This window comes from Solirubrobacter soli DSM 22325, from assembly GCF_000423665.1.
GTDB lineage: Bacteria > Actinomycetota > Thermoleophilia > Solirubrobacterales > Solirubrobacteraceae > Solirubrobacter > Solirubrobacter soli.
This window is the reverse complement of record NZ_AUIK01000001.1, coordinates 654,308-674,192: the sequence shown is the minus strand read 5'-3', so window position 1 is coordinate 674,192 and position 19,885 is coordinate 654,308. Positions and strand designations below refer to the sequence as shown.

20 protein-coding genes are annotated in these 19,885 nt (G+C 72.7%); 10 read left to right on the top strand and 10 right to left on the bottom strand.

All coding sequences use genetic code 11. The features are described from left to right. Positions 1-2 precede the first annotated feature (2 nt). Positions 3-626, top strand: a complete 624-nt coding sequence (locus G569_RS0103060; protein WP_211232896.1) for an alpha/beta hydrolase — start codon at positions 3-5, stop codon at positions 624-626. Here G569_RS0103060 and G569_RS0103055 read toward each other — a convergent pair. Further along, positions 571-975 (bottom strand): c-type cytochrome, encoded by a 405-nt coding sequence (locus tag G569_RS0103055; RefSeq protein ID WP_028062324.1) that lies wholly within the window; start codon positions 973-975, stop codon positions 571-573. The genes G569_RS0103060 and G569_RS0103055 overlap by 56 nt on opposite strands. After that, entirely contained in the window at positions 972-1,442 is a 471-nt protein-coding gene (locus G569_RS0103050; protein ID WP_028062323.1) for a hypothetical protein, read from the bottom strand. The genes G569_RS0103055 and G569_RS0103050 overlap by 4 nt, the downstream gene beginning before the upstream one ends. A gap of 103 nt (positions 1,443-1,545) precedes the next feature. On the opposite strand from G569_RS0103050, the gene G569_RS0103045 reads away from it, so the two are divergent. Beyond that, a complete protein-coding gene (locus G569_RS0103045; protein ID WP_037494242.1) occupies positions 1,546-2,487 on the top strand; it encodes an endonuclease/exonuclease/phosphatase family protein in 942 nt (313 codons plus the stop codon). A 187-nt stretch (positions 2,488-2,674) separates the two neighbouring features. Here G569_RS0103045 and G569_RS45135 read toward each other — a convergent pair whose 3' ends face one another. Beyond that, positions 2,675-3,826, bottom strand: a complete 1,152-nt coding sequence (locus G569_RS45135) for a carboxylate-amine ligase (RefSeq protein ID WP_053225756.1) — start codon at positions 3,824-3,826, stop codon at positions 2,675-2,677. 160 nt (positions 3,827-3,986) lie between these two features. Here G569_RS45135 and G569_RS0103035 point away from each other — a divergent pair, with 160 nt between their 5' ends. Together G569_RS0103035 and G569_RS45130 are read left to right on the top strand one after the other, a co-directional pair. Next, on the top strand, positions 3,987-4,730 hold the full coding sequence (locus G569_RS0103035; RefSeq protein WP_037494240.1) for a Type 1 glutamine amidotransferase-like domain-containing protein: 744 nt from the start codon (positions 3,987-3,989) through the stop codon (positions 4,728-4,730). Beyond that, on the top strand, positions 4,717-5,583 hold the full coding sequence (locus G569_RS45130; RefSeq protein ID WP_064750240.1) for a Type 1 glutamine amidotransferase-like domain-containing protein: 867 nt from the start codon (positions 4,717-4,719) through the stop codon (positions 5,581-5,583). The genes G569_RS0103035 and G569_RS45130 overlap by 14 nt, the downstream gene beginning before the upstream one ends. Here G569_RS45130 and G569_RS45125 read toward each other — a convergent pair. The 3 genes from G569_RS45125 to G569_RS0103015 all read right to left on the bottom strand — a co-directional run bounded on the left by G569_RS45125 (position 5,474) and on the right by G569_RS0103015 (position 8,580). Next, positions 5,474-6,628, bottom strand: coding sequence for a family 20 glycosylhydrolase (locus G569_RS45125; RefSeq protein ID WP_053225755.1), 1,155 nt, complete (start codon positions 6,626-6,628; stop codon positions 5,474-5,476). The two genes, G569_RS45130 and G569_RS45125, sit on opposite strands and share 110 nt — an antisense overlap. A gap of 116 nt (positions 6,629-6,744) precedes the next feature. Beyond that, positions 6,745-6,948, bottom strand: coding sequence for a hypothetical protein (locus G569_RS0103020; protein WP_028062320.1), 204 nt, complete (start codon positions 6,946-6,948; stop codon positions 6,745-6,747). 18 nt (positions 6,949-6,966) lie between these two features. Next, the gene (locus tag G569_RS0103015) at positions 6,967-8,580 is read right to left on the bottom strand and encodes a putative manganese-dependent inorganic diphosphatase (protein ID WP_306764988.1); all 1,614 of its coding nucleotides are present in this window, start codon (positions 8,578-8,580) and stop codon (positions 6,967-6,969) included. Between the two features lie 206 nt (positions 8,581-8,786). Between G569_RS0103015 and G569_RS57140 the strand changes: the two genes are divergently transcribed. Then, positions 8,787-10,781 carry a serine/threonine-protein kinase gene (locus G569_RS57140; RefSeq protein WP_053225754.1) on the top strand — a complete coding sequence of 665 codons (1,995 nt, stop codon included), beginning with the start codon at positions 8,787-8,789 and terminating at the stop codon, positions 10,779-10,781. Here G569_RS57140 and G569_RS0103005 read toward each other — a convergent pair. Next, positions 10,759-11,331 (bottom strand): FHA domain-containing protein, encoded by a 573-nt coding sequence (locus tag G569_RS0103005; RefSeq protein WP_028062318.1) that lies wholly within the window; start codon positions 11,329-11,331, stop codon positions 10,759-10,761. The two genes, G569_RS57140 and G569_RS0103005, sit on opposite strands and share 23 nt — an antisense overlap. A gap of 74 nt (positions 11,332-11,405) precedes the next feature. Here G569_RS0103005 and G569_RS0103000 point away from each other — a divergent pair, with 74 nt between their 5' ends. From G569_RS0103000 to G569_RS0102980, 5 genes are all read left to right on the top strand, one after another. Next, the gene (locus G569_RS0103000) at positions 11,406-12,977 is read left to right on the top strand and encodes an HDOD domain-containing protein (protein WP_028062317.1); all 1,572 of its coding nucleotides are present in this window, start codon (positions 11,406-11,408) and stop codon (positions 12,975-12,977) included. Positions 12,978-12,982: 5 nt separating this feature from the next. Continuing rightward, positions 12,983-14,320, top strand: a complete 1,338-nt coding sequence (locus G569_RS0102995) for a sensor histidine kinase (protein ID WP_028062316.1) — start codon at positions 12,983-12,985, stop codon at positions 14,318-14,320. A 91-nt stretch (positions 14,321-14,411) separates the two neighbouring features. Beyond that, entirely contained in the window at positions 14,412-15,080 is a 669-nt protein-coding gene (locus G569_RS0102990; RefSeq protein WP_028062315.1) for a response regulator transcription factor, read from the top strand. A gap of 75 nt (positions 15,081-15,155) precedes the next feature. Next, the gene (locus tag G569_RS0102985) at positions 15,156-15,692 is read left to right on the top strand and encodes an RNA polymerase sigma factor (RefSeq protein ID WP_211232895.1); all 537 of its coding nucleotides are present in this window, start codon (positions 15,156-15,158) and stop codon (positions 15,690-15,692) included. Further along, a complete protein-coding gene (locus G569_RS0102980; protein ID WP_028062313.1) occupies positions 15,689-16,549 on the top strand; it encodes a hypothetical protein in 861 nt (286 codons plus the stop codon). Before G569_RS0102985 ends, G569_RS0102980 begins: the two co-directional genes overlap by 4 nt. A gap of 75 nt (positions 16,550-16,624) precedes the next feature. Here the strand turns inward: G569_RS0102980 and G569_RS0102975 are convergent, their stop codons facing one another. The 3 genes from G569_RS0102975 to G569_RS0102965 form a co-directional block, all read right to left on the bottom strand. Beyond that, the gene (locus G569_RS0102975) at positions 16,625-17,176 is read right to left on the bottom strand and encodes a YqgE/AlgH family protein (RefSeq protein WP_028062312.1); all 552 of its coding nucleotides are present in this window, start codon (positions 17,174-17,176) and stop codon (positions 16,625-16,627) included. Positions 17,177-17,189: 13 nt separating this feature from the next. Beyond that, the gene (locus G569_RS0102970; RefSeq protein ID WP_028062311.1) at positions 17,190-18,641 is read right to left on the bottom strand and encodes a hypothetical protein; all 1,452 of its coding nucleotides are present in this window, start codon (positions 18,639-18,641) and stop codon (positions 17,190-17,192) included. A 79-nt stretch (positions 18,642-18,720) separates the two neighbouring features. Continuing rightward, a complete protein-coding gene (locus G569_RS0102965) occupies positions 18,721-19,860 on the bottom strand; it encodes an aldo/keto reductase (protein WP_028062310.1) in 1,140 nt (379 codons plus the stop codon). Between the last annotated feature and the right edge of the window lie 25 nt (positions 19,861-19,885).

Genomic DNA, 19,885 nt, shown 5'->3' with positions numbered 1-19,885 from the left:
GTGTGATCCACGAGGGCCAACCGGTTGTGCGGCGCGGGCCGTCCGTGGAGGATGCCCGCGCCGTCTGCGTCCTGCTGCACGGCCGGGGCCGCAGCCCCGACGACGTGCTCCTGCTCGCCGAGCGCCTCGGCGACGACGAGGTCAGCTTCATCGCCCCCGCGGCGGCGGACAACAGCTGGTGGCCGGGCTCGTTCCTGGCGCCGTTCGCCGAGAACGAGCCGTGGCTGAGCTCGGCGATCGGCGCGGTCGACTCGCTGCTGCACTCGTTGGAGGTGCCGCTTTCGAAGGTGGTTCTCGGCGGGTTCTCACAGGGCGCCTGCCTGGCGTCGGAGTACGCGCTGCGCCACCCGGGTCGGTACGGCGGCCTGCTGATCTACACCGGCGGGTTCTGCGGGCCGCGCGGCACCGTCCCGCCGCAGCACGGTTCCTTCGAGGGGACTCCGGTCTATATGGGCACGTCCGACCCGGACGGCTGGGTGCCGGCCTGGCGGGTGCAGGAGACCTCCTCGATGCTCTCGACGCTCGGGGCGGTCGTCGAGGTCGACGTCTTCGAGGGCATGGACCACCTCGTCAATGACGCGGAGATCGAGAAGGGGCGGGCGCTTCTGGCGTCAGCAGGTACGTGACCAGCAGGCCGAGGTCGTTCGGGGCGATCCGCCGCTCGAAGTCGTGCGGCATGAGGTCGCCGTAGTTGGGTGCGAGCACCGCGCTCGGGTCGACGATCGACTGCAGCACGTAGCGCGCGTCCTTGCCCTGGAGCGAGAGCCCGAGGTCGGGCCCGAGGCCGCCGCGGGCGTTGGCGGGCTTGAAGGTGTGGCAGCTGCCGCAGCCCTGCTCGGCGAAGACCTGGGCGCCGCGGTTTACCTGTGACGGCGCGGCGGGCTGCGCCGCGTGGCCTCCGCCGGCGAAGGCGGCGATCGTCATCGCCGCCCCCGCACAGGCGAGGCCGCCGGCCGCGAGGATGGTGGCTCTCACGCCGCCTGCGGGTGCCGGCCGAGGCGGGGCCGGAGCAGCAGCGCCGCCGCGGCGAGCAGCAGCGCGATGCCGGGCACCAGCCACAGCAGATTGGGTCCGTCGTCGCTCGCCGCCGCGGTCGCTTCGCCGATCTGCACCGGCGGGTAGGTGTGCGGCATCTGGCTGATGAAGCCGTCGTCGATCTCGTAGCTCCACCGGCCCGCCGTCGGGAAGACGACGTCCGCGCGGTAGGTGCCGGCCTTGCCGGTCGGCTTGGCCGCGAAGTCCTTGCTCGTCGCCCCGTTGCGGATCGTGACGACGGGCTGCAGGTCGTTCAGCGGCGTGCGGCCGTGTTGCAGCACGGTGAGGTCCACGACCCAGTGCTTGTCGGTGGGCGTCGAGCTCAGCGACACGGTCGCCCACCCACCCGCCCGCGCGGCGGGGGCGAACAGCAACAACAGACAGACGGCGAGCAGCAGGCGGCGCACGGCGCGCTCCTTTCGGTGGAGTGCGGCTGTTACACCGCCCCACTCGTGGAGGTTCCGTGCAACTCGGGCCTAAAGGTGCCCGGCACGTTTAGGTTGGGCGCCGATGCGGACTTTGGTCGCCGGCGCGGTTGCTGCGCCCTGGGTGGTGTGGGCGGTGGTGCGGACGTTCGGGGTCGAGCTGCCGTATCCGTTCGTCGCGGTGCTGGCGTTCACGCCGTATGCCGCGCTGTCGTCGTGGCTGCCGGTGGCGGTGGGGCTCGTGGCGCGGCGGTGGGTCGTGGCGGGGGTGGCGGGCGTGGCGATGCTGGCGTTCGCCTTCGCGCTCGTCCCGCGGGCGGTCGGCGGGCCGGACCGGGACGCGGCGGGGCCTCGGCTGGTGGTGATGACGTCGAACGTGTACCTGGGGCGTGGGGACCCGCGGGCGCTGCTGCGGATCGCGCGCGAGCACGACGTGGACGTGCTCTCGCTGCAGGAGCTTCGGCCCGAGCAGATGACCAAGCTCGATCGCGTGGGGGCGAAGACGGCGTTCCCGCAGCGCGCGGTCGAGCCGGGCCAGGGCGCGTCGGGGACCGGCGTGCTGTCGCGGCTGCCCGTGCTCGCGAGGGACACCGCCCCGGACGTGACCGGCCACGCCGAGCCCGAGGTCCTGCTCGATGTGCGCGGCGCGCCGCCGGTCCGGCTGAAGGCGGTCCACCCGGCGCCGCCCGTCAGCTCGTTCGCCGCGCCGCGCTGGTCGGACGCGCTCGCCGCGCTCCCAGGCTCGGACGGCCGCGGCGACGTGCGCATCCTCGCGGGCGACTTCAACGCGACGCTCGACCACGTCGAGCTCCGCCGCCTGCTCGCCCGCGGCTACACCGACGCCGCCGACGCGGCCGGCAAGGGCTGGATCTGGACCTGGCCCGCGCTCCCGCGCCGCGCGCTGCCCATCACCATCGACCACATCCTCGTGGACAAGCGGGTCGAGGTCGAGCGGGTGACCGTGGTGCGCATCCCGGGAAGCGACCACCGGGCGATCATCGCGACGCTCCGGCTACCGAAGGGGTAGCGGAGTCCCGGCCAGGTTGTCCAGGCCTGGCCGGGAAGGTCCGCCACCGAAAGCCGGGCTCCGAGGGAGGAGAGTCCAGAAGCCCGGTGTGCAGCACCCTTTCTCCTCTAAAGAGTCTGGAGATGGGCGGCCCGGTCTCCAACGGACCGAGTGTCGAAAGAGGACCGACCCCTGGTCGACCGCGGGGTTAAGCGGCCGCGGCGAGGCGCGGCCGCGGGGGTGAGAACTCGCCCGCCAGGCAGCGGACGAGGCCCGGGATGCCGTCCCGCTCGGAGGCGATCGCCCGCTGGCGGACGGCGCCGGGATCGCCGGCCAGGTGGGCGAGCAGCTTCAGCTCGCGCTCGCACCCGAGCGCGCGAGCGTGCGGCCAGCAGGCGTCGACCAACGAGGCCAGCCGACCCGCCGCCGGCACGCTGCGGTCGCGGTGCGGGTCCAGCAGCTGCGCGCGGATGCCGTCGCGGGCGGCGAGGAAGCGGTTCTCGTCGAGCACCTCGGGCGCGTGGGTGAGCTCGGGCTCGGCCATGCCCTGCAGCGCCTCGATCCTGACGAGGCACTGGACGAGCGCGACGAGCGCGGCGGTGTCGCGGATGCGGGTCTGCGCGTCCATCACCCGCACCTCGAGCGTGCCGAGCTTGGGCTGGAGCCGGACGTCCCACCAGATGAACGTGGGCTCGGGGATCGCGCCGCAGCGGAGCAGCACGTCGACCGCTTCCGCGTAGGAGGCGTAGTCGGGGAACTCGCGCGGGATGCCGGTGCGCGGGAACGCCTGGAAGACGGGCGTGCGGGCGGACGCCAGACCGCTGTCGCGCCCGCGGGTGAAGGGCGAGTTGGCGGCGAGCGCGAGCAGGACCGGGATGTGGGCGCGCATGCCGTTGAAGGCGCGCACCGCGAGCTCGGCGTCCGGCACGGCGACGTGCACGTGCAGCGCGAACGTCGGCTCGCGCCGCGCGAGCTCACGCAGCGACGAGTGCAGGTACTGGTAGCGGGCGCCGGGGGAGACCTGGACGTCCTCGGCGCGGACGAGCGGGTGGGTCCCGGCGACCGCGGCGCGCAGCCCGAGCCCGTGGACGGTCTCCGCAAGGCCGGCGCGCAGCATGCGCAGCTGCGCCGTGGCGTCGGCGACGGTGCGGTGCGGGTCGGTGGCGAGCTCGAGCGCGAGCCCGTGCGTCTCGCCGCGCGTGTGCTTGACCAGCCACTCCGGCAGCGCCTGCAGCACGTCCTCGGAGCGCCAGGCCGGCGAGCCGTCCGGCTCGAGCAGCATCACCTCCTCCTCGACGCCCACCGTCCAGGGCTCGAGGTCCGGGTCGACGTTCCAAGCAGCCCATTCCGGCAGTGTCATGCACGCCAGCGTGCCCAGCGTTCACGCCCCTGTGTCCCTCCGCGCGGTCCAGCCTTTTGCGGGTCTTATCGCCCTGGGGTCGAGCGCAGGACTAGCGGTCGAAACGGCTTGTACTCGCGGTACCGACAAGGGTCCGCTCATCGACCGTACATTCGGCCCCATGGCACGTGGACGTCCACCACAGATCATCGCCTACGGCGGCGGCGGATTCAGCATGGAGCCGGGCAATCCGCTGCTCGACGACTACGTGCTGTCGCTGGCCCGGCGGAAGAAGCCGCGGGTCTGCTTCTTCCCCACCGCCTCGGGCGATGCAGACCACTACGTCGTGCGCTTCTACCGGCACTTCTCGAGCGAGATCTGCGATCCGTCGCACATCTCGCTGTTCCGCCGCGACCGCGGCCCGGGCAAGGTGCGCGAGCACCTGCTCAAGCAGGACATCGTGTACGTCGGCGGCGGCTCGATCCTGTCGCTGCTCGGCGTCTGGCGCGCGCACGGGATCGACGAGGATCTGCGCGCGGCGTGGCAAGCGGGTGTCATCCTTGTCGGCGTGTCCGCTGGGTCACTCTGCTGGTTCGCGTCAGGTCTGACGGCCTATCACCACGACGCCAAGCCCTACGACGGGCTGGGCTTCCTCCCGCACTCCAACGCGGTGCACTACGAGGAAGAGGACAACCGGCGGCCGGCGTATCACTCCGCGCTGCTGGACGGCTCGCTGCCCGCCGGGTACGCGGCCTCCGACGGCGCGGCGCTCCACTTCGTCGGCGAGGACCTCAATCGCGTCGTGCTCTCGCGCCCCGAGGCGCGTGCGTACCGGGTCGAGGCGGTCGGCGACGAGGTCGTGGAGCTCCCACTGGAGGCCACCTACCTCGGTGAACGGCCGAAGATCACGCTTGCCGCGGCCTGAACCGACGATCTTCGCCATGGGCGGGGGCGGCTTCACGATGGAGCCGGAGAACCCCGCCCTCGACGACTTCATCCTCGGCCTGGCCGAGGGCAGCGCGATGCCGAAGATCTGCCTGCTGCCGACCGCCTCGGGCGACGGCGAGGCGCAGATCCGCCAGTTCCACGCGACGTTCGGCTCGCGCGCGTGCGAGCCGATGCACATCTCCTTGTTCCGCCTCGGCTCGCGCCCGATCCCTCTGCGCGAGACGCTCCTGGCCCAGGACATCATCTACGTGGGCGGCGGGTCGATGCTCGGCCTCCTCGCGGTGTGGCGCGCTCTCGGCCTGGACGTGATCCTGCGCGAGGCGTGGGAGTCCGGCGTTGTCCTGGCGGGCCTGTCGGCGGGCGCGATGTGCTGGTTCGAGTGGGGCATCACCAAGTCCCTCGGCCACCCCGCGCCCTCGCCGGGCCTGGGCTTCCTGCCGGGCTCGATGTCGGTGCACATGGACGGCGAGCCCACCCGCCTGCCGATCTGCCGCACGCTCATCGCCGACGGCACGATGCCGCCCGGCTACGCGGCCGACGACGGCGTCGCGCTCCTGTTCACCGGCGCCACGTTGACCGACGTCGTCAGCTCGCGCCCGAACCGCCGCGCCCTGCGGCTCGGTCCGGACGGCGAGGAGGAGCTGGAACCGCGCCTGCTCGAGATCGCCGACCGCTACGGCCCGACGGCCGAGATCGCCGAGTTCCGCCGTGTCCGCGCGCTCAGGCCGGCCAGTCGATCTGCTTCGACGGGTGGAAGCCGACGCCAAGGTCGCGCAGGAGCGGGCCGTGCGCCGCGAGGCGAGCACGGAAGTCCTCCCAGTCGCGCGTAGCTGACCAGCCCACCTCGGCGGTCGCCAGCAGGCGGGGGAAGACCATGGAGTCGACGTCGTCGCGCGATTCGGTGGTCTCCGTCCAGAGGGCGGCCTCGACGCCGAGCACCGTGGCCTCCGGGATGACGTCGTCGGGGTTCCACTCGTAGCAGTCGCGCACGTCGACGTTCCCCGCCCACTTCAGGCCGAGCTCGGTCGAGTCGTCGTACTTCTGGTCGAGGTAGGTGTGGGGCGCGGGGGACATGATCAACGGAAGGCCCTGGGCGGCGCCGGCCCGGGCGGGCTCGGGATTCGACCAGTGCTGGACGATCGTGCCCTCGGGGAGCTTGGCCACGCCGGCCTCCTCCCACACGATCGGTGTCCTGCCGTGGCGCAGCACGACGCTCGCGGCGTCCCACATGAACTTCACGTAGGCCTCGTGGTCCATGCCCTCGACCTCGTCGCCGCCGAGGTGGATGTAGTCCCCCGGCGTCAACGCCACCAGCTCCGCGACGACGTCGTCGAGGAAGCGGATCGCGATCTCCGACGCCACGTCGAGCGACAGGCCCGGCGAGGACCAGGTCGTGTAGGGCTCCGGCCGCGCTCCGCCGCCCAACTCGGGATAGGCGACGAGCGCCGCGTTGACGTGGCCCGGGACGTCGATCTCCGGGACCACGGTGATCTGGTGGGAGGCCGCGTGGGCGACGATCCGGGCGTACTCCTCATGCGTGTACGACCCGCCGGCGCCCCCGCCCACCTGCGTCGCGGCGCCCGACACCGTCAGTTCCGGCCACTTCGTGATCGGGATGCGCCAGCCCTGGTCGTCGGTCAGGTGCAGGTGCAGGACGTTGAGCTTGTAGAGCGCGGCGAGGTCGATCAGCCGCACCACGTCCTCGACACCGAAGAAGTGGCGCGAGACGTCGAGCATGAAGCCGCGCCAGCCGTAGCGCGGCGCGTCCTCGATCAAACACGGCGCGACGGCCGGGCCGAGCTGCTTCAGCGTGGCGAGGCCGCGGGCGCGGCCTGCGTCGTCGGCCGCGGCCAATTGCACGCCGTCTTCGCCCACGGAGAGCTGGTAGCTCTCGGCCGGGCCGTCGAAGTCGACGACGACGGGGTCGCCGACCTTGACGGGCGACCCCGGCCGCTCCTCATAAGCGGCCGGGGCCGGAATGAGCGGAGGAATCAGGTTGCCGCCTGGGCGTTGTGGCGCCCCCGGACCACCTTCGTGGCCACGACGGCGGCGGTGCCGGCGCCGACCACGACCGCGGCGCCCTTGGCCGTCTTGCCGGCGCCCTTGACCGCTTTGGACACGGCCTTGAGCTTCAGGTAGTCGACGGCGAGGTCAGCGAGCTGATCCTTGCGGGACTTCTGCTTTCTGAGTCGCATAGGAACAAGCTACCCCTTTCAGAGCGCCGCTAGAACCTTCGGCGCGACCTGCTTCTTGCGGCTCATCACGCCCGGCAGCGGGATGACGCCGTCATGCGCTTCGGTCCCGAACGCGACCTCCAACGGTCCCGCGTCGCCGGACACGTAGAGGTCGGTGTCCTTGGCCAGGATGTCGGTCACCATCAGCGCGTAGAGCCCGTACCCGCGCTTCTCGCGCGCCTCGTCCATCGCGTCCTGCAGCTCCTGGCGGCGATCGTCGAGCCCCTGGCCGACGGTCTCCACCTGCGCGATCGCGATCGTCGCGCCGCTCGACACCTCGTACTCCTTCGCGTCACGGGCGACGATCGCCTCGGCCGGCACACCCGCGAGGTCCGACGTGGCGGTGAACATCTCCCGCCCCAGCGCCATCGGGTCCAGCGCCAGCACCCGCTGCAGGTACTCGACCACGGCCCAGTCGCGCTCGGTGGTCGTCGGCGAGTTGAGGATGACGGTGTCCGACATGATCGCGCAGGTCAGCAGGATCGCCGTCGAGCGGCTCGGCTCCAGGCCGTTCTGACGGAAGCGCTCGACCACGAGCGTCGCGGTCGAGCCGACGGGGTCGAACGTCGCCCGCACCGGCACCGTCGTCTCGATCGAGCCGATGTGGTGGTGGTCGAGGATCTCGACGATCTCGGCCTGCTCGACCCCGATCACGCTCTGCGCCTGCTCGGCGTGATCGACCAGCAGGACCCGGCGCGGGCGCGGTGAGAGCAGGTCGGTGCGGGTCACGAGGCCGATCGGCCGGCGCGACGAGTCGACCGCGACCGCGGCCCGGTAGTGCACCTCCTTGACCTCGTCCGCGACGTCGGACAGCAGGTCGTCCGGCCGGACCGTCAGCGGGTCCGGGTCGATCAGCGACCGGCACGGCGCGCACAGCGTGACCATGCGGGCGGTCACGTAGGAGTCCAGCGGCGAGGTCACGACCGGCACGTCGCGCTCGGCGGCCAGCGCCAGCGTGTCCGCGCTGGGCTCGGTGCCGTTGGTGACGACCAGCAGGCCGACGCCGAGCTCGATCGCGGCGCGTTGGGCGTCCTCGCGGTTGCCGACCACGGCGACGTCCCCAGGGCCGATCTCGCTCGGCAGCGAGCCGATGTCCATCGCCATGCACCAGATCTGGCCGGTGACCTCGGCGGTGTCCGAGCCGTTGACCAGCTTCCCTTCGACGACGCGGGCGACCGCGCCCACCGACGCCGGCGCGTCGAGCTCGGACGGCTCGCGCGACTCGCGGATGTAGCGCCGCGCCAGCGCGCGCTCGGTCAGCACCCCCGCCAGGGCGCCGTCGCCGTCGGTGATCGGCACGAGGTCCATGTCGTGGTGCGACATCAGCAGGCCGACCTCACGCACCGGCTCTGAGGCCGTCGCCTGCGGGAAGTCCTCGCGCATGACGTCCTGCACGCGCAGCATCACGTGCGGGAGGAACTCCGGCTCGCGGGCGCCGGAGCGCTCGAGCACCCACCGCGTCTGGGTGTTGACGTCGCCGAGGCGGACCGGGACGTAGCGGTTGCGCGGATCGAGGCGCCCCATCAGCTCGGCATAGCCGACGGCGGAGGCGATCGAGTCCGTGTCCGGGTTGCGGTGACCCGTGACGTAGATGATGGGCAGGGCGTCGATGCCCGGAAATGTACTTGGAACTCCGAGCGGCCCGGCCGACCGTGGCCGGGCCGCGGGAGAAGGTGACGCCCTTCAGGAGGGGGGTCCTAAGCGGGCGTCTGTTCCGGTCCTCGTGGGTCCATACGCACGAGCGCGCCGACTGGTTCAGATGCATTGCCCAACTTCCCGGACTCGGCTATACAGCGGAGATGGCCTCGCTCGAGCCCGGCACGATCGTGGCCGGCTACCGCATCGAGTCGCTCGTCGGGCGGGGCGGGATGGGTGTCGTCTACCGGGCGCGCCAGCTCGCGCTCGAGCGGGTCGTGGCGCTGAAAGTGATCGCGCCGGAGCTGCTGGACGACGAGGACGTCCGCAAGCGCTTCCTGGCCGAGGCGCGGGCCGCCGCCAGCGTCGACCACCCGAACGTGATCCCGGTCCACGAGGCCGGCTCCGAGGACGGGCTGGCCTACATCGCGATGCGTTTCGTGGCCGGCAGCGACCTGCGCTCACTGGTCCGCGCGGGCGGGGCGCTGGACCCGGTCGAGGCGGCGGACTTCGTCGCCCAGGCGGGTGCCGCGCTCGACGCCATCCACCGCGCCGGGTTCGTCCATCGCGACGTCAAGCCCGCGAACCTGCTTGTCGACCCCGGCGGCCACGTCTACCTGACCGACTTCGGCCTCGCCAAGCAGATCCTGACCCGGACGAGCGGGACGAAGACCGGGGCCGGGTGGGTGGGCACGCTCGACTACGTCGCGCCCGAGCAGATCCGCGGCGGCCGCATCGACGCCCGCGCCGACGTGTACGCGCTCGGCGGCGTGCTGCACTTCGCGCTCACCGGGCGCGTCCCGTTCGTGCGCGAGGGGGACGAGGCGAAGCTGTGGGCGCAGCTCTCCGCCCCGCCGCCGGTCCCGTCGAGCGTGCGTCGCGGCCTCTACGCCGAGTTCGACGCGGTGGTCGGGCGGGCGATGGCGAAGGAGCCGGACCAGCGCTACCCGTCCGCCGGCGACCTCGGCCGCGCCGCGCGCGCGGCCGCTCGCGGCACGGTGCCGACCGAGCCGGAGCGCCTCGTCGCCCGTGGCGCCGCCGCGCCAGGTTCCACGCCCACCGAGGAGGGCCTCGCCGCCGAGGCCTCGACCCGCACCGCGCCCGCCAAGGTGGCGAGGCCCGAGCGGAGGCGACCTGGGGCCGGCGTCTGGATCGGCGGTGCGCTGGTGGCCGCGCTCGTGGCGGTGCTCGTGGTCCTGCTCACGCGCGGGGACGCGCCACGCGGCGTCGCGGCCACCACCCCGACCGCCACCGCGACCGCGACGCCCTCGCCCTCACCCACCGCCACGCCATCGGCCAGCCCCGTGGCCAAGCACGTCAAGCGCTTCAAGGACATCTCGGACCGCCCGGCGGGCGTCGTGCGGTCCGGCAGCGACCTGTTCATCGCCAGCACGCGGATGCCATGGATCACCCGCATCGAATCGGCCACCGGCGACGAGCGGACGTTCCACCCGAAGGTGGGCTCCGGCGTGACCGCGATCGCGGAGCACGACGGCAGCGTGTGGGTCGCGTCCGGCGACGAGCGCGAGGTCTCTCGGCTCGACGGCCGGACGGGCAAGGTCCGCCAGAGCTGGAAGGTCCCCGGGTACCCGCTCCGCCTGGCGGTCGATTCGAGCGGGGTGTGGGTCGCGCTGCAGCTCGGCGACGGTCCGGGCCGGATCCTCCGCTACGACCACGACGGGAACCTCCAGCAGACGATCGCGGTCAACGACGGCGTGAGCGGCCTGGCGGCGGGCGACGGCTGGATCTGGGTGATCAAGAAGGCGACCCGGAGGCTCGCGCGGCTCGCCCCCGGCTCGTCGACGCTCCAGGACTGGACGGGCCTCGGGTCCGACACGACGACGATGCGCTACGCCGACGGCGCGCTGTGGATCACGCTCGCGGGCGACGACGCGATCGCCCGGGTCGGCACCGACGGCCGGAGCCTGCGCACCACCGCCGCCGGCCGCTCGCCGGCGCAGTCGGTCCTCGCCGGCGGCCGGCTCTACGTGGCGAGCCGCAACGACAACACCGTGATCGTGTACGACCCCGACACGCTCGAACCGATCGGTGAGCCGATCCACGTCGGCTTCAACCCGTATGGGCTCGCGGACGACGGCAAGTCGGTGTGGGTCACCGGGATGGGCGACAACTCGCTCACTCGGATCGACTATCGCTGAGCGCGGCGAGCGCCGCCCGCTTCGCGTTCTGCGGCAGGTGCTCGAGCCCGAAGCGCTCGTAGAGGACCGACAGCGTGCCCTTGACGGTGTCGATCGAGATCCCGAGCTCCGCGGCGATCTCGCGATTGGAGGGCGGCGCGGAGCCGTCGCCGCGGTGCAGCGCCTCGAGCAGCCGGCGCTGGGCGGGCGTGACGCGCGGCAGCTCGCGGTCCGCGCCCGCCGGGCGTGTGGGCGTGGTCGCGGCGGTGGGTGCCTGTTCGCCGACCGTCAGCGTGCTCGCGCCGACCCGCAGGACGTCCCCCGGGATCAGCCTCCGGCGTCCGTGCACGCGCCGGCCGTTGACGTAGGTCCCGTTGTGCGAGAGCCCGTCGTCGCACACCACCCACGCGTCGCCCATCCGCAGCAGCTCGGCGTGCACGCGCGAGACCTGGTCGTCCCACGGCAGGGCGACGTCACAGCTCGAGCGGCGCCCGATCGTCACCCGCGAGAGCGCGCTCGGGAGGGCGTAGAGCTGCCGGAGGCCGTCGGGATCGCGATAGGCGAGGAACATCTGCCGCCATCGTCGCGTCGCGCCCCGCACGAAACCTGCCACCAAGGTGTGAACGGGGTGACACCATTGCCGCCGTGACGGTGGCGGTGGTGCTGGCGGTGGTCCTGGTCGTGGTGGGTGTGGCCGCGTTCATCCGCCTGCGCGCCGTCGAGGCCGAGCGCGACGCCGCCGAGGCCGAACGCTCCCGGCTCGCGGCCGAGGTCGAGGCGCAACGCGAGCGGCTGGCCGAGCTGCGCGGGCAGGTCGACGAGCTGATCCCCTATCGCGACGCGGTCGACGCCGCCGAGGACTGGCTGTGGGCGGTCGACGAGGACGGGCGATTGCGGTTCTCCAGCCCCGCCGGGGCGGCGCTGCTCGGCCGGGACGAGCTGATCGGGCTGACCCTGGCCGAGCTCACGCACCCGGACGATCAGGCGCTCGGGTGGTCCGGCGTGCTGCGGCGCCGGCACGCGGACTCCAGCTACCGGACGGTCGACTCGCGCTCGGTGCGGTCCGGGCGCGGGTGGCAGGGGATCGACCGCGACCTGACCGCGGTCCCGCCGGCGAAGGCGATACCCGGCGTGGCGGTCGTGCGCTCGCCGGTCGTCGACGGCCGCCGCGAGGTCGTCGCCTACGAGCTGATCGGCGCGGGCAACGTGCTGGCGGGGTTCTCGCCGGCGGGGTTGCTCGAGCTCGGCGCGGGGCGGCCGGTATGGGTGGCGCTCGAGGGCGAACCGCCGCCGGAGCTCGACCGCGCGCGGATGGTGCTCGAGCTGACGCCCGAGGCCTCCGTCGAGCGGGCGAGCGCGTTGCAGGCGCAGGGGTTCGCGCTCGCGCTGGACGACTTCGACGGCGCGGCCGCGCTGCTGGCCCACTGCGGGATCGTCAAGGTCGGCGTCGCCGGGCGCGACGACGACGAGCTGCGCGCGCTGCTCGCCGGGCCGGCCGAGCTGGGGCTCGAGCTGGTCGCGACCGGCGTGGCCACCGCCGACGAGTTCACCCGCTGCCGGCTGCTCGGCTTCTCGCACTTCCAGGGCGAGTTCTTCGCCCGCCCGAGTGGTGAGCGGGGCGGCGTGGGCGCCGTGGCCTCGCTGCAGGCGCTGGGCGAGCTGACGAGCACCGCGAACGTCTCCTTCGAGCAGCTCGAGCGGATCATCGGCGCCGACATCGGCCTCTCGGTCGGGCTGCTGCGCCACGTCAACTCCGCGTTCTTCGCGCTCCCGCGCAAGATCGACACCGTGCGCGAGGCGCTGACCCTGCTCGGCGCGCGCGCCGTGCGCCGCTGGGCGACCGTCGTCGCGCTGTCCTCCGTGCCCGAGGCGCCGGACCAGGTCGTCGCGCTGGCGCTGCTGCGCGGGCGGATGTGCGAGCTGCTCGGGCGCGGCGCGACCGAGGAGGAGCGCGACCGGCTCTTTACGGTTGGATTGTTCTCGGTCGCGGATGCGCTCCTGGACGCCAGCATGGAGCAGGTGCTCGAAACGCTTCCGTTCTCCGACGAGATCGCCGGCGCGCTGCTGCGCCTGGAAGGCCCGATGGGGCGCACCCTCGGGACCGTGCTGCGCTACGAGCAGGGCCACTTCCCGGAGGGCGCGGATCCGACCGAGCTGGCGGAGGCGTACCTTGCTGCGCTCAAGTGGGCCGACGACGCGGGCAGGTGGGTTTCTTGAATCGCATGCCCTTGCGGTTCAAGCTCACGCTCGCGTTCACGGGCGTGATGGCGGTGCTCCTGACCGGGGCGGGCATCGCGCTCAGCGTGCTCGTCGCCAACAACCTCGACAACACGATCGACGACGGGCTCGAGGCGCGGGCGGGTGACGCCGCCGCGGTCGTCGCCGCTCGCAACGGCGGCGGATCGGCGCTGGACTCCACGGGCGAGTCCTTCGCCCAGGTGCTCGACGCGGAAGGGACCGTCATCGACACCACGACCGGCGCCGGCGCCGCCTCGCTGCTCGATCACGCGTCGGTGATGCAGGTGCGCCACGGCGACGACGTGATCGTCGAACGGCGGACCGGGGACGGCGCGTCCGTGCGCCTGCTCGCGAGGCCCGTGCGTGCGGACAGGACGCAGGAGATCGTCGTCGTGGGCGAGCCGCTGGCGCAGCGCGAGCGGGCGCTCGGGGCGCTGCACGCGCTGCTGGCGATCGGCGGCCCGATCGCGCTGCTGATCGCCTCCGTGGTCGGCTACGTCCTGGCTGCCGCGGCGCTGCGGCCGGTCGAGCGCATGCGCCGCCACGCCGCCGCCGTCACCGCGGCGGGGACGAGCGAGCGGCTTCCGGTCCCGCCGACCAACGATGAGATCGGGCGGCTCGGGCGCACGCTGAACGAGATGCTCGCGCGGCTCGAGGTGGCGTTCAAACGCGAGCGGGCGTTCGTGAGCGATGCCTCGCATGAGCTGCGGACGCCGCTGGCGATCCTGCGCACGGAGCTCGAGCTCGCCCTGCGCGGCACGCACACCAAGGAGGAGCTCGAGGACGCGCTGCGCTCAGCCGCCGAGGAGGCCGAGCGGCTCTCGTCGCTCGCCGAGGACCTGCTGGTGATCGCGCGCTCGGACCAGGGGCGGCTGCCGGTGCATCCGGAGCCGCTCGTGGCGGGTGAGGTGCTGCAGCGCGTCGCGGGGCGCTTCCAGACGCGGGCGAAGGTCGAGCGGCGCCCGATCACCGCCGATCCCTCCGAGGGCGTGTCGCTCAACGCCGACCCCGCGCGAATCGAGCAGGCGCTGGCCAACCTGGTCGACAACGCGCTCACGTACGGCCACGGGAACGTGGTGCTCAGCGCGCGCCGGGAGAACGGCTGCGTCGAGCTGCACGTCTTCGATGAGGGACCCGGCTTCCCGCCGGACTTCCTGCCGCGCGCGTTCGAGCGCTTCACTCGCGCCGACGAGGCGCGAACGCGTGGCGGCACCGGTCTCGGGCTCGCGATCGCGGCCGCCGTCGCGGGTGCGCATGGCGGCTCCGCGCACGCGAAGAACATCGAGGGCGGCGCGGACGTGTGGATCGCGTTGCCTTCATAAGATCGCGCTCATGAGAACCCTCTCATAATTCTCATCTTCAACTCATGGGGTTAGCGCATGATGCTTTCACCCCTACTCTGAGGAACCGTTCATGCGCGTGCTGGTGGTCGAGGACGAGATCAAGATGGCGAGCCTGATCCGCAGGGGTCTGCGCTCGGAAGGTTTGGCCGCCGACGTGGCCATCAAGGGCGAGGACGCTCTGTGGATGGCCGGTTCGACGGGTTATGACGCGATCGTGCTCGACGTGATGCTCCCGGGCATCGACGGCTTCGAGACGTGCCGTCGTCTGCGCGAAGAGGGCATCTGGTCGCCGGTGATCATGCTCACCGCGCGCGACACCGTGGAGGACCGCGTCGCCGGCCTCGACGGCGGCGCCGACGACTACCTGGCCAAGCCCTTCTCGTTCGCCGAGCTGCTGGCGCGCCTGCGCGCCCTTGCCCGTCGCGGCCCGGTGGAGCGCCCGGCGGTGCTCGAGGTCGGCACGCTCAAGCTCGACCCGGCCGGCCGTCGCGTCTGGCGCGGCGACACCGAGGTCAGCCTGTCGGCCAAGGAGTTCCAGCTGCTGGAGACGTTCATGCGTCACCCGGGCGAGGTGCTCTCGCGCTACCAGCTGCTCGAGCACGCGTGGGACTACGACTACGAGAACCGCTCGAACATCGTCGACGTCTACGTCCGCTACCTGCGCGACAAGATCGATCGCCCGTTCGGCGTCAACCAGCTTGAGACGGTCCGCGGGGCCGGCTACCGACTTCGGGACTAAGAGTCCCGGTCGCACCCGCGCCCCAGGGTCTGGGGGCGCGGGAACCACTTGCAGTACCCCGGTGTATAGGGGGCGGTGGCTCGAGAGTTGACCGAGGGCGAGTTGCTCGCCCTCGCCCGCCGCGGTGACGGCGACGCGTACGCGTCGCTGGTCCGCGCGCACTCGGACATCGCCTTCCGCACCGCCATGCTGATCACCCAGGACGCCGCCGAGGCCGAAGAGGCCGCCCAGGACGCGTTCGTGAAAGCGTGGCGCGCGCTCGGCCGCTTCCGCGAAGGCGAGCCGTGGCGCCCCTGGCTGCTGACGATCGTGGCCAACGAGGCGCGCAACCGGCGCCGCTCCGCCGGCCGCCGGCAGGCGCTCGTGCTGCGTTTGACGCCGCAGACCGAGACCGGCTCGGCCGAAGCGACCGTGCTCGCCACCGAGGCGCGCACCGCGCTGCTGAGCTCGCTCGCCCGCCTGCGCGAGGACGACCGGCTCGTGCTCGGCTGCCGCTATCTGCTCGAGCTCTCCGAGGCCGAGACCGCCGCCGCCCTCGGCGTCAAGCCCGGCACGGTGAAGTCGCGCACCTCGCGCGCCCTCGAACGCCTGCGCGGGGAGGTGACGGCATGAGCGACCTCGAGGCCGCGTTGCGCGAGCTGGACGTCGACTGGCCGGCGACCCCCGACCTGGCGGCGGCAGTGATGACGCGGATCGCGGCGGACCCGCGCCGCGCGGCGGCGGGCGGCGAGGCCGCGCGGGGCGCCGGCGAGGCGCTGGGCGGCGAGGCCGCGCGGGGCGGCGAGGCCGTGGGCGGCGACGCCGCGCGGGGCGGCGGGGCGGCGGCCGGCGAGGCCGCGCGGGGCGGCGAGGCGGCGGGCGGCGAGGCCGCGCGCGGCGCCGCGCCCGCCCGGCGCCGGCGGCGCCTGCCCACGCCCAGCACGTGGCGCGCCCGCCTCGCGTACGTCTTCGCCGCGGCCCTGGTGGCCGTCGGCGGCACCCTTGCCGCGTCGCCCGCGGCGCGGTCGACCGTGCTCGAATGGCTCGGGTTGAAGTCCGTGAAGATCGAGCGCGTGGAGCCCAAGATCGGCGCGCGGCTTGACCTCGGGCCCGCGATCGCGCTCCCCGCGGGGACCCGCACGCCGGGCGTGCTCGGCAAACCGGAGGCCTACGACACATCGCTTCCCGACGGGACCCACGTCGTCTCGCTGGTCTATCCCGGGCCGATCCTCGTGCAGGTCTTCAAGGCCCGCGTGTCGCCGTTCATCCAGAAGACCGTCGGCATGGGCGCGACGGTCGAGCGCGTCAAGGACGGCTACTGGATCAAGGGCGCGCACGGGTTCGCCTACGAATCGCCCAGCGGCGGCACGTTCGAGGAGCAGCGCGTCTCCGACACGGTCCTGCTGCTCGAGCGCAACGGTGACCTGATCCGCGTCGAGGGGAACATCCCCAAGGCGCGTGCGCTCGAGATCGCGAACTCGATGAGTTAAAGGGGTCAGGCCCCTTTAGGTTCCGGCGCCGGGGTCGCTGGGTGCGGAGCGACCAAAAGGGCCAGACCCCTGGCGCTAGTTCAGAGAGGGGTCTGGTGGCATGGTGGCGAGGAGCGCGTAGCGGTGGCCCTTGCGGCGCAACACGGACGCCCACAGCTCGGTCGGGTCGAGCGTGAAGATCTCCTCGCGGGTGGGCGGCTCGATGATCCACGCCTCCTCCGCCAGTTCGTCCTCGAGCTGACCCGGGCCCCAGCCGGCGTGGCCGGCGAAGACCCGGGCGCGGCGGATCGCGCCGCCGAGGCGCTCGGGGTCGTCGGCGTCGGCGCCGATGAAGCCGAGGTCGTCCTCGACCAGCGCGCCCGCGAGCTCCGGGCGGTCGAACTCGGCCAACACGATCACGGCGGTCTCGGCGACCGGGCCGCCCACGTAGACGGGCGCCTCGTCGCCGGCCAGCCACGAGAGGTCCGGCACGGCCTCGCCGACCGTCGAGGCGGCGGGGCGGTTCAGGACCAGGCCCATCGCGCCCTCGTCGGTGTGCTCGGCGATCAGGACGACCGTGCGGATGAAGTTGGGGTCCCGCAGAACCGGCGATGCGAGGATGAGCTTGCCGCGCAGCGACTCGGCCATCCCTGCATTGTGCCTAGACGCGTACGCGCGTGGCCTTCTTCCTCTTGGCGGCCTTCTTCTTCTTGGCCGCGGCCTTCTTCTTCTTGGACGCGTTCGCCTGGATCTTCTTGCCCTTCTTGGACGTCTGGCTCGCGGCGCGGTTGAGGCCCGTGGCGCCGATCGCGGCGCTCGGGGCGGAGGCCGCGCTCGCGCTGCCGTCCTCGTTGGAGGCGACCACGGTGACGCGCAGGCGGCGGCCGAGGTCGTCGGTCGTGGCGATGTAGGTCGCGGCCGTGGCGCCGTCGATGTCCTCCCAGCCGTTGGGCACCAGGCGCTGCCACTGGTAGGCGTACGCCGTGGGCGCGTTCGTCCAGGCGCCGACGCGGACCGTCAGCGTCTGGCCGCGGCGCGCGTTGCCGGCGACCGACGGGGCGGACGTCGCGGCGGGCGGCTCAGGCACCCATAGCGTCCCGCCGCCGCAGGCCGGGGCGATCTCGCCGCACGGCGCCAGGAAGGCCGAGTCGTAGGTGTTCCAGTGCGTCGCCAGGTAGGAGCCGGCGGCCGGCGCGGGGTTGAAGTAGTCGTCGCGGCCGCAGTCGTAGCTCTGCGGGATCGCGCCCGGCAGGCCGGAGCAGTCCTGCTGCATCGGATGCGAGGCGCCCGCGTCCTCGACGTAACACATGACGTCGGCGCCCTGCCAGCAGTGGCCGTACTGCGGCGAGCTGCCGCCGAGCGGCTGCGTCGAGTGCGGCGCGCCCCACTGGACGGCGCCGAGATTGTGCGTCATCTCGTGCAGGAAGCCCTCCGGCCACCAGCCCCAGCGGGCGGCGCCGGGCGCGTTCGCGCCGTCGCGGCTGAAGAGGATCGAGGTCAGCCCGCCGCGGTTGTGGATGTTCACGGAGCCGGGCCGCTCGCCGGTCGAGCCCATGACGGTCTCGCCGAGGCCGTACTCCTGCGCCGAGCCGGACAGGCCGTCGGCGAGGATGATCGCGTTGCGCGGGCCGCCCGCGGCGCCGAGCGCGCGGTTGACGGCGCCGGCGATCGCGGAGAAGTTGTCGGCGTAGGCCGAGCGGGCGCCCGGCAGCTGAACGCTCTGGATGTCCACGTACTGCGGCCCGCACGCGGTGCCCATGTCGAAGCGCAGCGCCTTCGTGCCGCCATCCTGGGCCGACAGGAAGCGCTGGACGATCGCCACGTTGGCCTGCAGCGCGTCCTTCCACTGGTTGAAGCGGTCGGGACGGTCGGCGGCGTAGGCGTAGACGAGCTTGAACTGGGCCTTGGCGGCCGGCGTGACCGGCGCCTGGTCGCCGCCGGTCTCGTCACCGCACCAGGTGGTGGGGAGTCCGTCGGAGCCGTCGCCGGCGGCCGCCTGCGCGGTCGTGACGACGTCGGCGAGGTTGACGTCCTGGAGCTGGGTGCGCGTGTCGCGGTGCGTCAGGAGGTTCGGGTCCTTGTGCGGGACGGCGAACGTCGGCAGCGCCAACATGGCGAGCGCGAAGGCAGCAGCTCCAAGAGGCCGGAGGCGGATCATCACGCCCCCTGTGATCGACGGGGCGCTGAAGCTCTTAAGCCGCTCTTGTCAGGTCACGACCAGGCGAGATGCCCCAGCGGCCGGCGAGCGCCGTCAGCTCCGGGGTGATCGGCCAGCGGTCGGGCAACGCCTCGCCCTCGAAGTCCGGGGCGGCGCCCTTGAGGAGCATCGAGCCGCGGTTGTCGCCGATCGCGCGGATCTCCGCTACCTCCTCCGCGCTCAGCACGCTCGGCCCGCGGACCGCGGCCAGCTCCGCCCGCTTGTCCTCGATCGACTTGTCGCTCCCCGGCTCGGAGATCAGCGTCGGCGCCACGCACTCGACCGGCCCGTGGGCAAGGTTCCAGTGGCAGGCGAGCTGCAGCATCGTCAGGCCATGGCGTTCGGCGATCGGGCGCATCGCGTCGAGCTTCGCGCGCCCCGCCTCGACCCAGCCGGCCGGCCGGAACCCGCGATGGTCATAGCGAGGGAACTCGTGTCCCGGCAGGACGTCGTCGTGAAACAGCCCGCCGTAGTCGACGACGCGGGTGATCAGCTTCACGCCGTGGCGCTCGGCCGCGGGCAGCACCAGCTCGCCGGGCCACGGCTCGAGCGGGTTGAGGATCACCATCGCCCAGTCGATCCGGTCGCCGAAGCGCTCCAGGCAGTCGATCACGTCCAGCGTGAAGCCGTTCGCGGGACCGGGGGCGACACCGAGCATCCGCGTGAGGCCGGCCTCCTTGACCGAGGAGAACGCGTCCCACACCGCTTCGCTCGTGTAACCCGTGCGGTCCGGGTTGTGTAGGAGCAATAGATCAAACGAATCGACCCCGCATCGCTCCAGAGAACGTTCCGTCGCCATCCGCACGTAGTCCGCGTAGTCCTCAGGGCCGCGCAGGCGGGGATCCGTGAATCGAGGGAAGCCCTTGGCACCCTCACGCTCGCCCCTGTAGAAATCGTGTCCGATGGCGCCCACGATGGCGAAATCCGAGCGGGGGAGGCCGGCGAGCGCGCGACCAAGCAGTTGGTCGGCGGCCCCGGCGCCGTAAGTGTCCGCTGTGACAACTGTCGCGATACCCTCGTCCGGGCGCAGCAGCGCCGCGAGACGGTCGTCGTCGACCGGCTCTCCGAAGTGCATGAAGCGACCGCCGCTCCATGTCCCGATAGCGGCAGTTGTCAGCTCAGGCCAACCTTGCACTCCAAAGTGTTCACTCAGGGCCCCC

Bases quoted from the DNA above. Each gene is read 5' to 3' on its own strand.
- G569_RS0102995 (WP_028062316.1), top strand. From the start codon at position 12,983: ATGCCCTTGCGGTTCAAGCTCACGCTCGCGTTCACGGGCGTGATGGCG.
- G569_RS0103020 (WP_028062320.1), bottom strand. From the start codon at position 6,948: ATGCGACTCAGAAAGCAGAAGTCCCGCAAGGATCAGCTCGCTGACCTC.
- G569_RS57140 (WP_053225754.1), top strand. From the start codon at position 8,787: ATGGCCTCGCTCGAGCCCGGCACGATCGTGGCCGGCTACCGCATCGAG.
- G569_RS0103005 (WP_028062318.1), bottom strand. From the start codon at position 11,331: ATGTTCCTCGCCTATCGCGATCCCGACGGCCTCCGGCAGCTCTACGCC.
- G569_RS0102990 (WP_028062315.1), top strand. From the start codon at position 14,412: ATGCGCGTGCTGGTGGTCGAGGACGAGATCAAGATGGCGAGCCTGATC.
- G569_RS0102970 (WP_028062311.1), bottom strand. From the start codon at position 18,641: ATGTTGGCGCTGCCGACGTTCGCCGTCCCGCACAAGGACCCGAACCTC.
- G569_RS45135 (WP_053225756.1), bottom strand. From the start codon at position 3,826: ATGACACTGCCGGAATGGGCTGCTTGGAACGTCGACCCGGACCTCGAG.
- G569_RS0102980 (WP_028062313.1), top strand. From the start codon at position 15,689: ATGAGCGACCTCGAGGCCGCGTTGCGCGAGCTGGACGTCGACTGGCCG.
- G569_RS0102975 (WP_028062312.1), bottom strand. From the start codon at position 17,176: ATGGCCGAGTCGCTGCGCGGCAAGCTCATCCTCGCATCGCCGGTTCTG.
- G569_RS0103035 (WP_037494240.1), top strand. From the start codon at position 3,987: ATGGCACGTGGACGTCCACCACAGATCATCGCCTACGGCGGCGGCGGA.
- G569_RS0103045 (WP_037494242.1), top strand. From the start codon at position 1,546: ATGCGGACTTTGGTCGCCGGCGCGGTTGCTGCGCCCTGGGTGGTGTGG.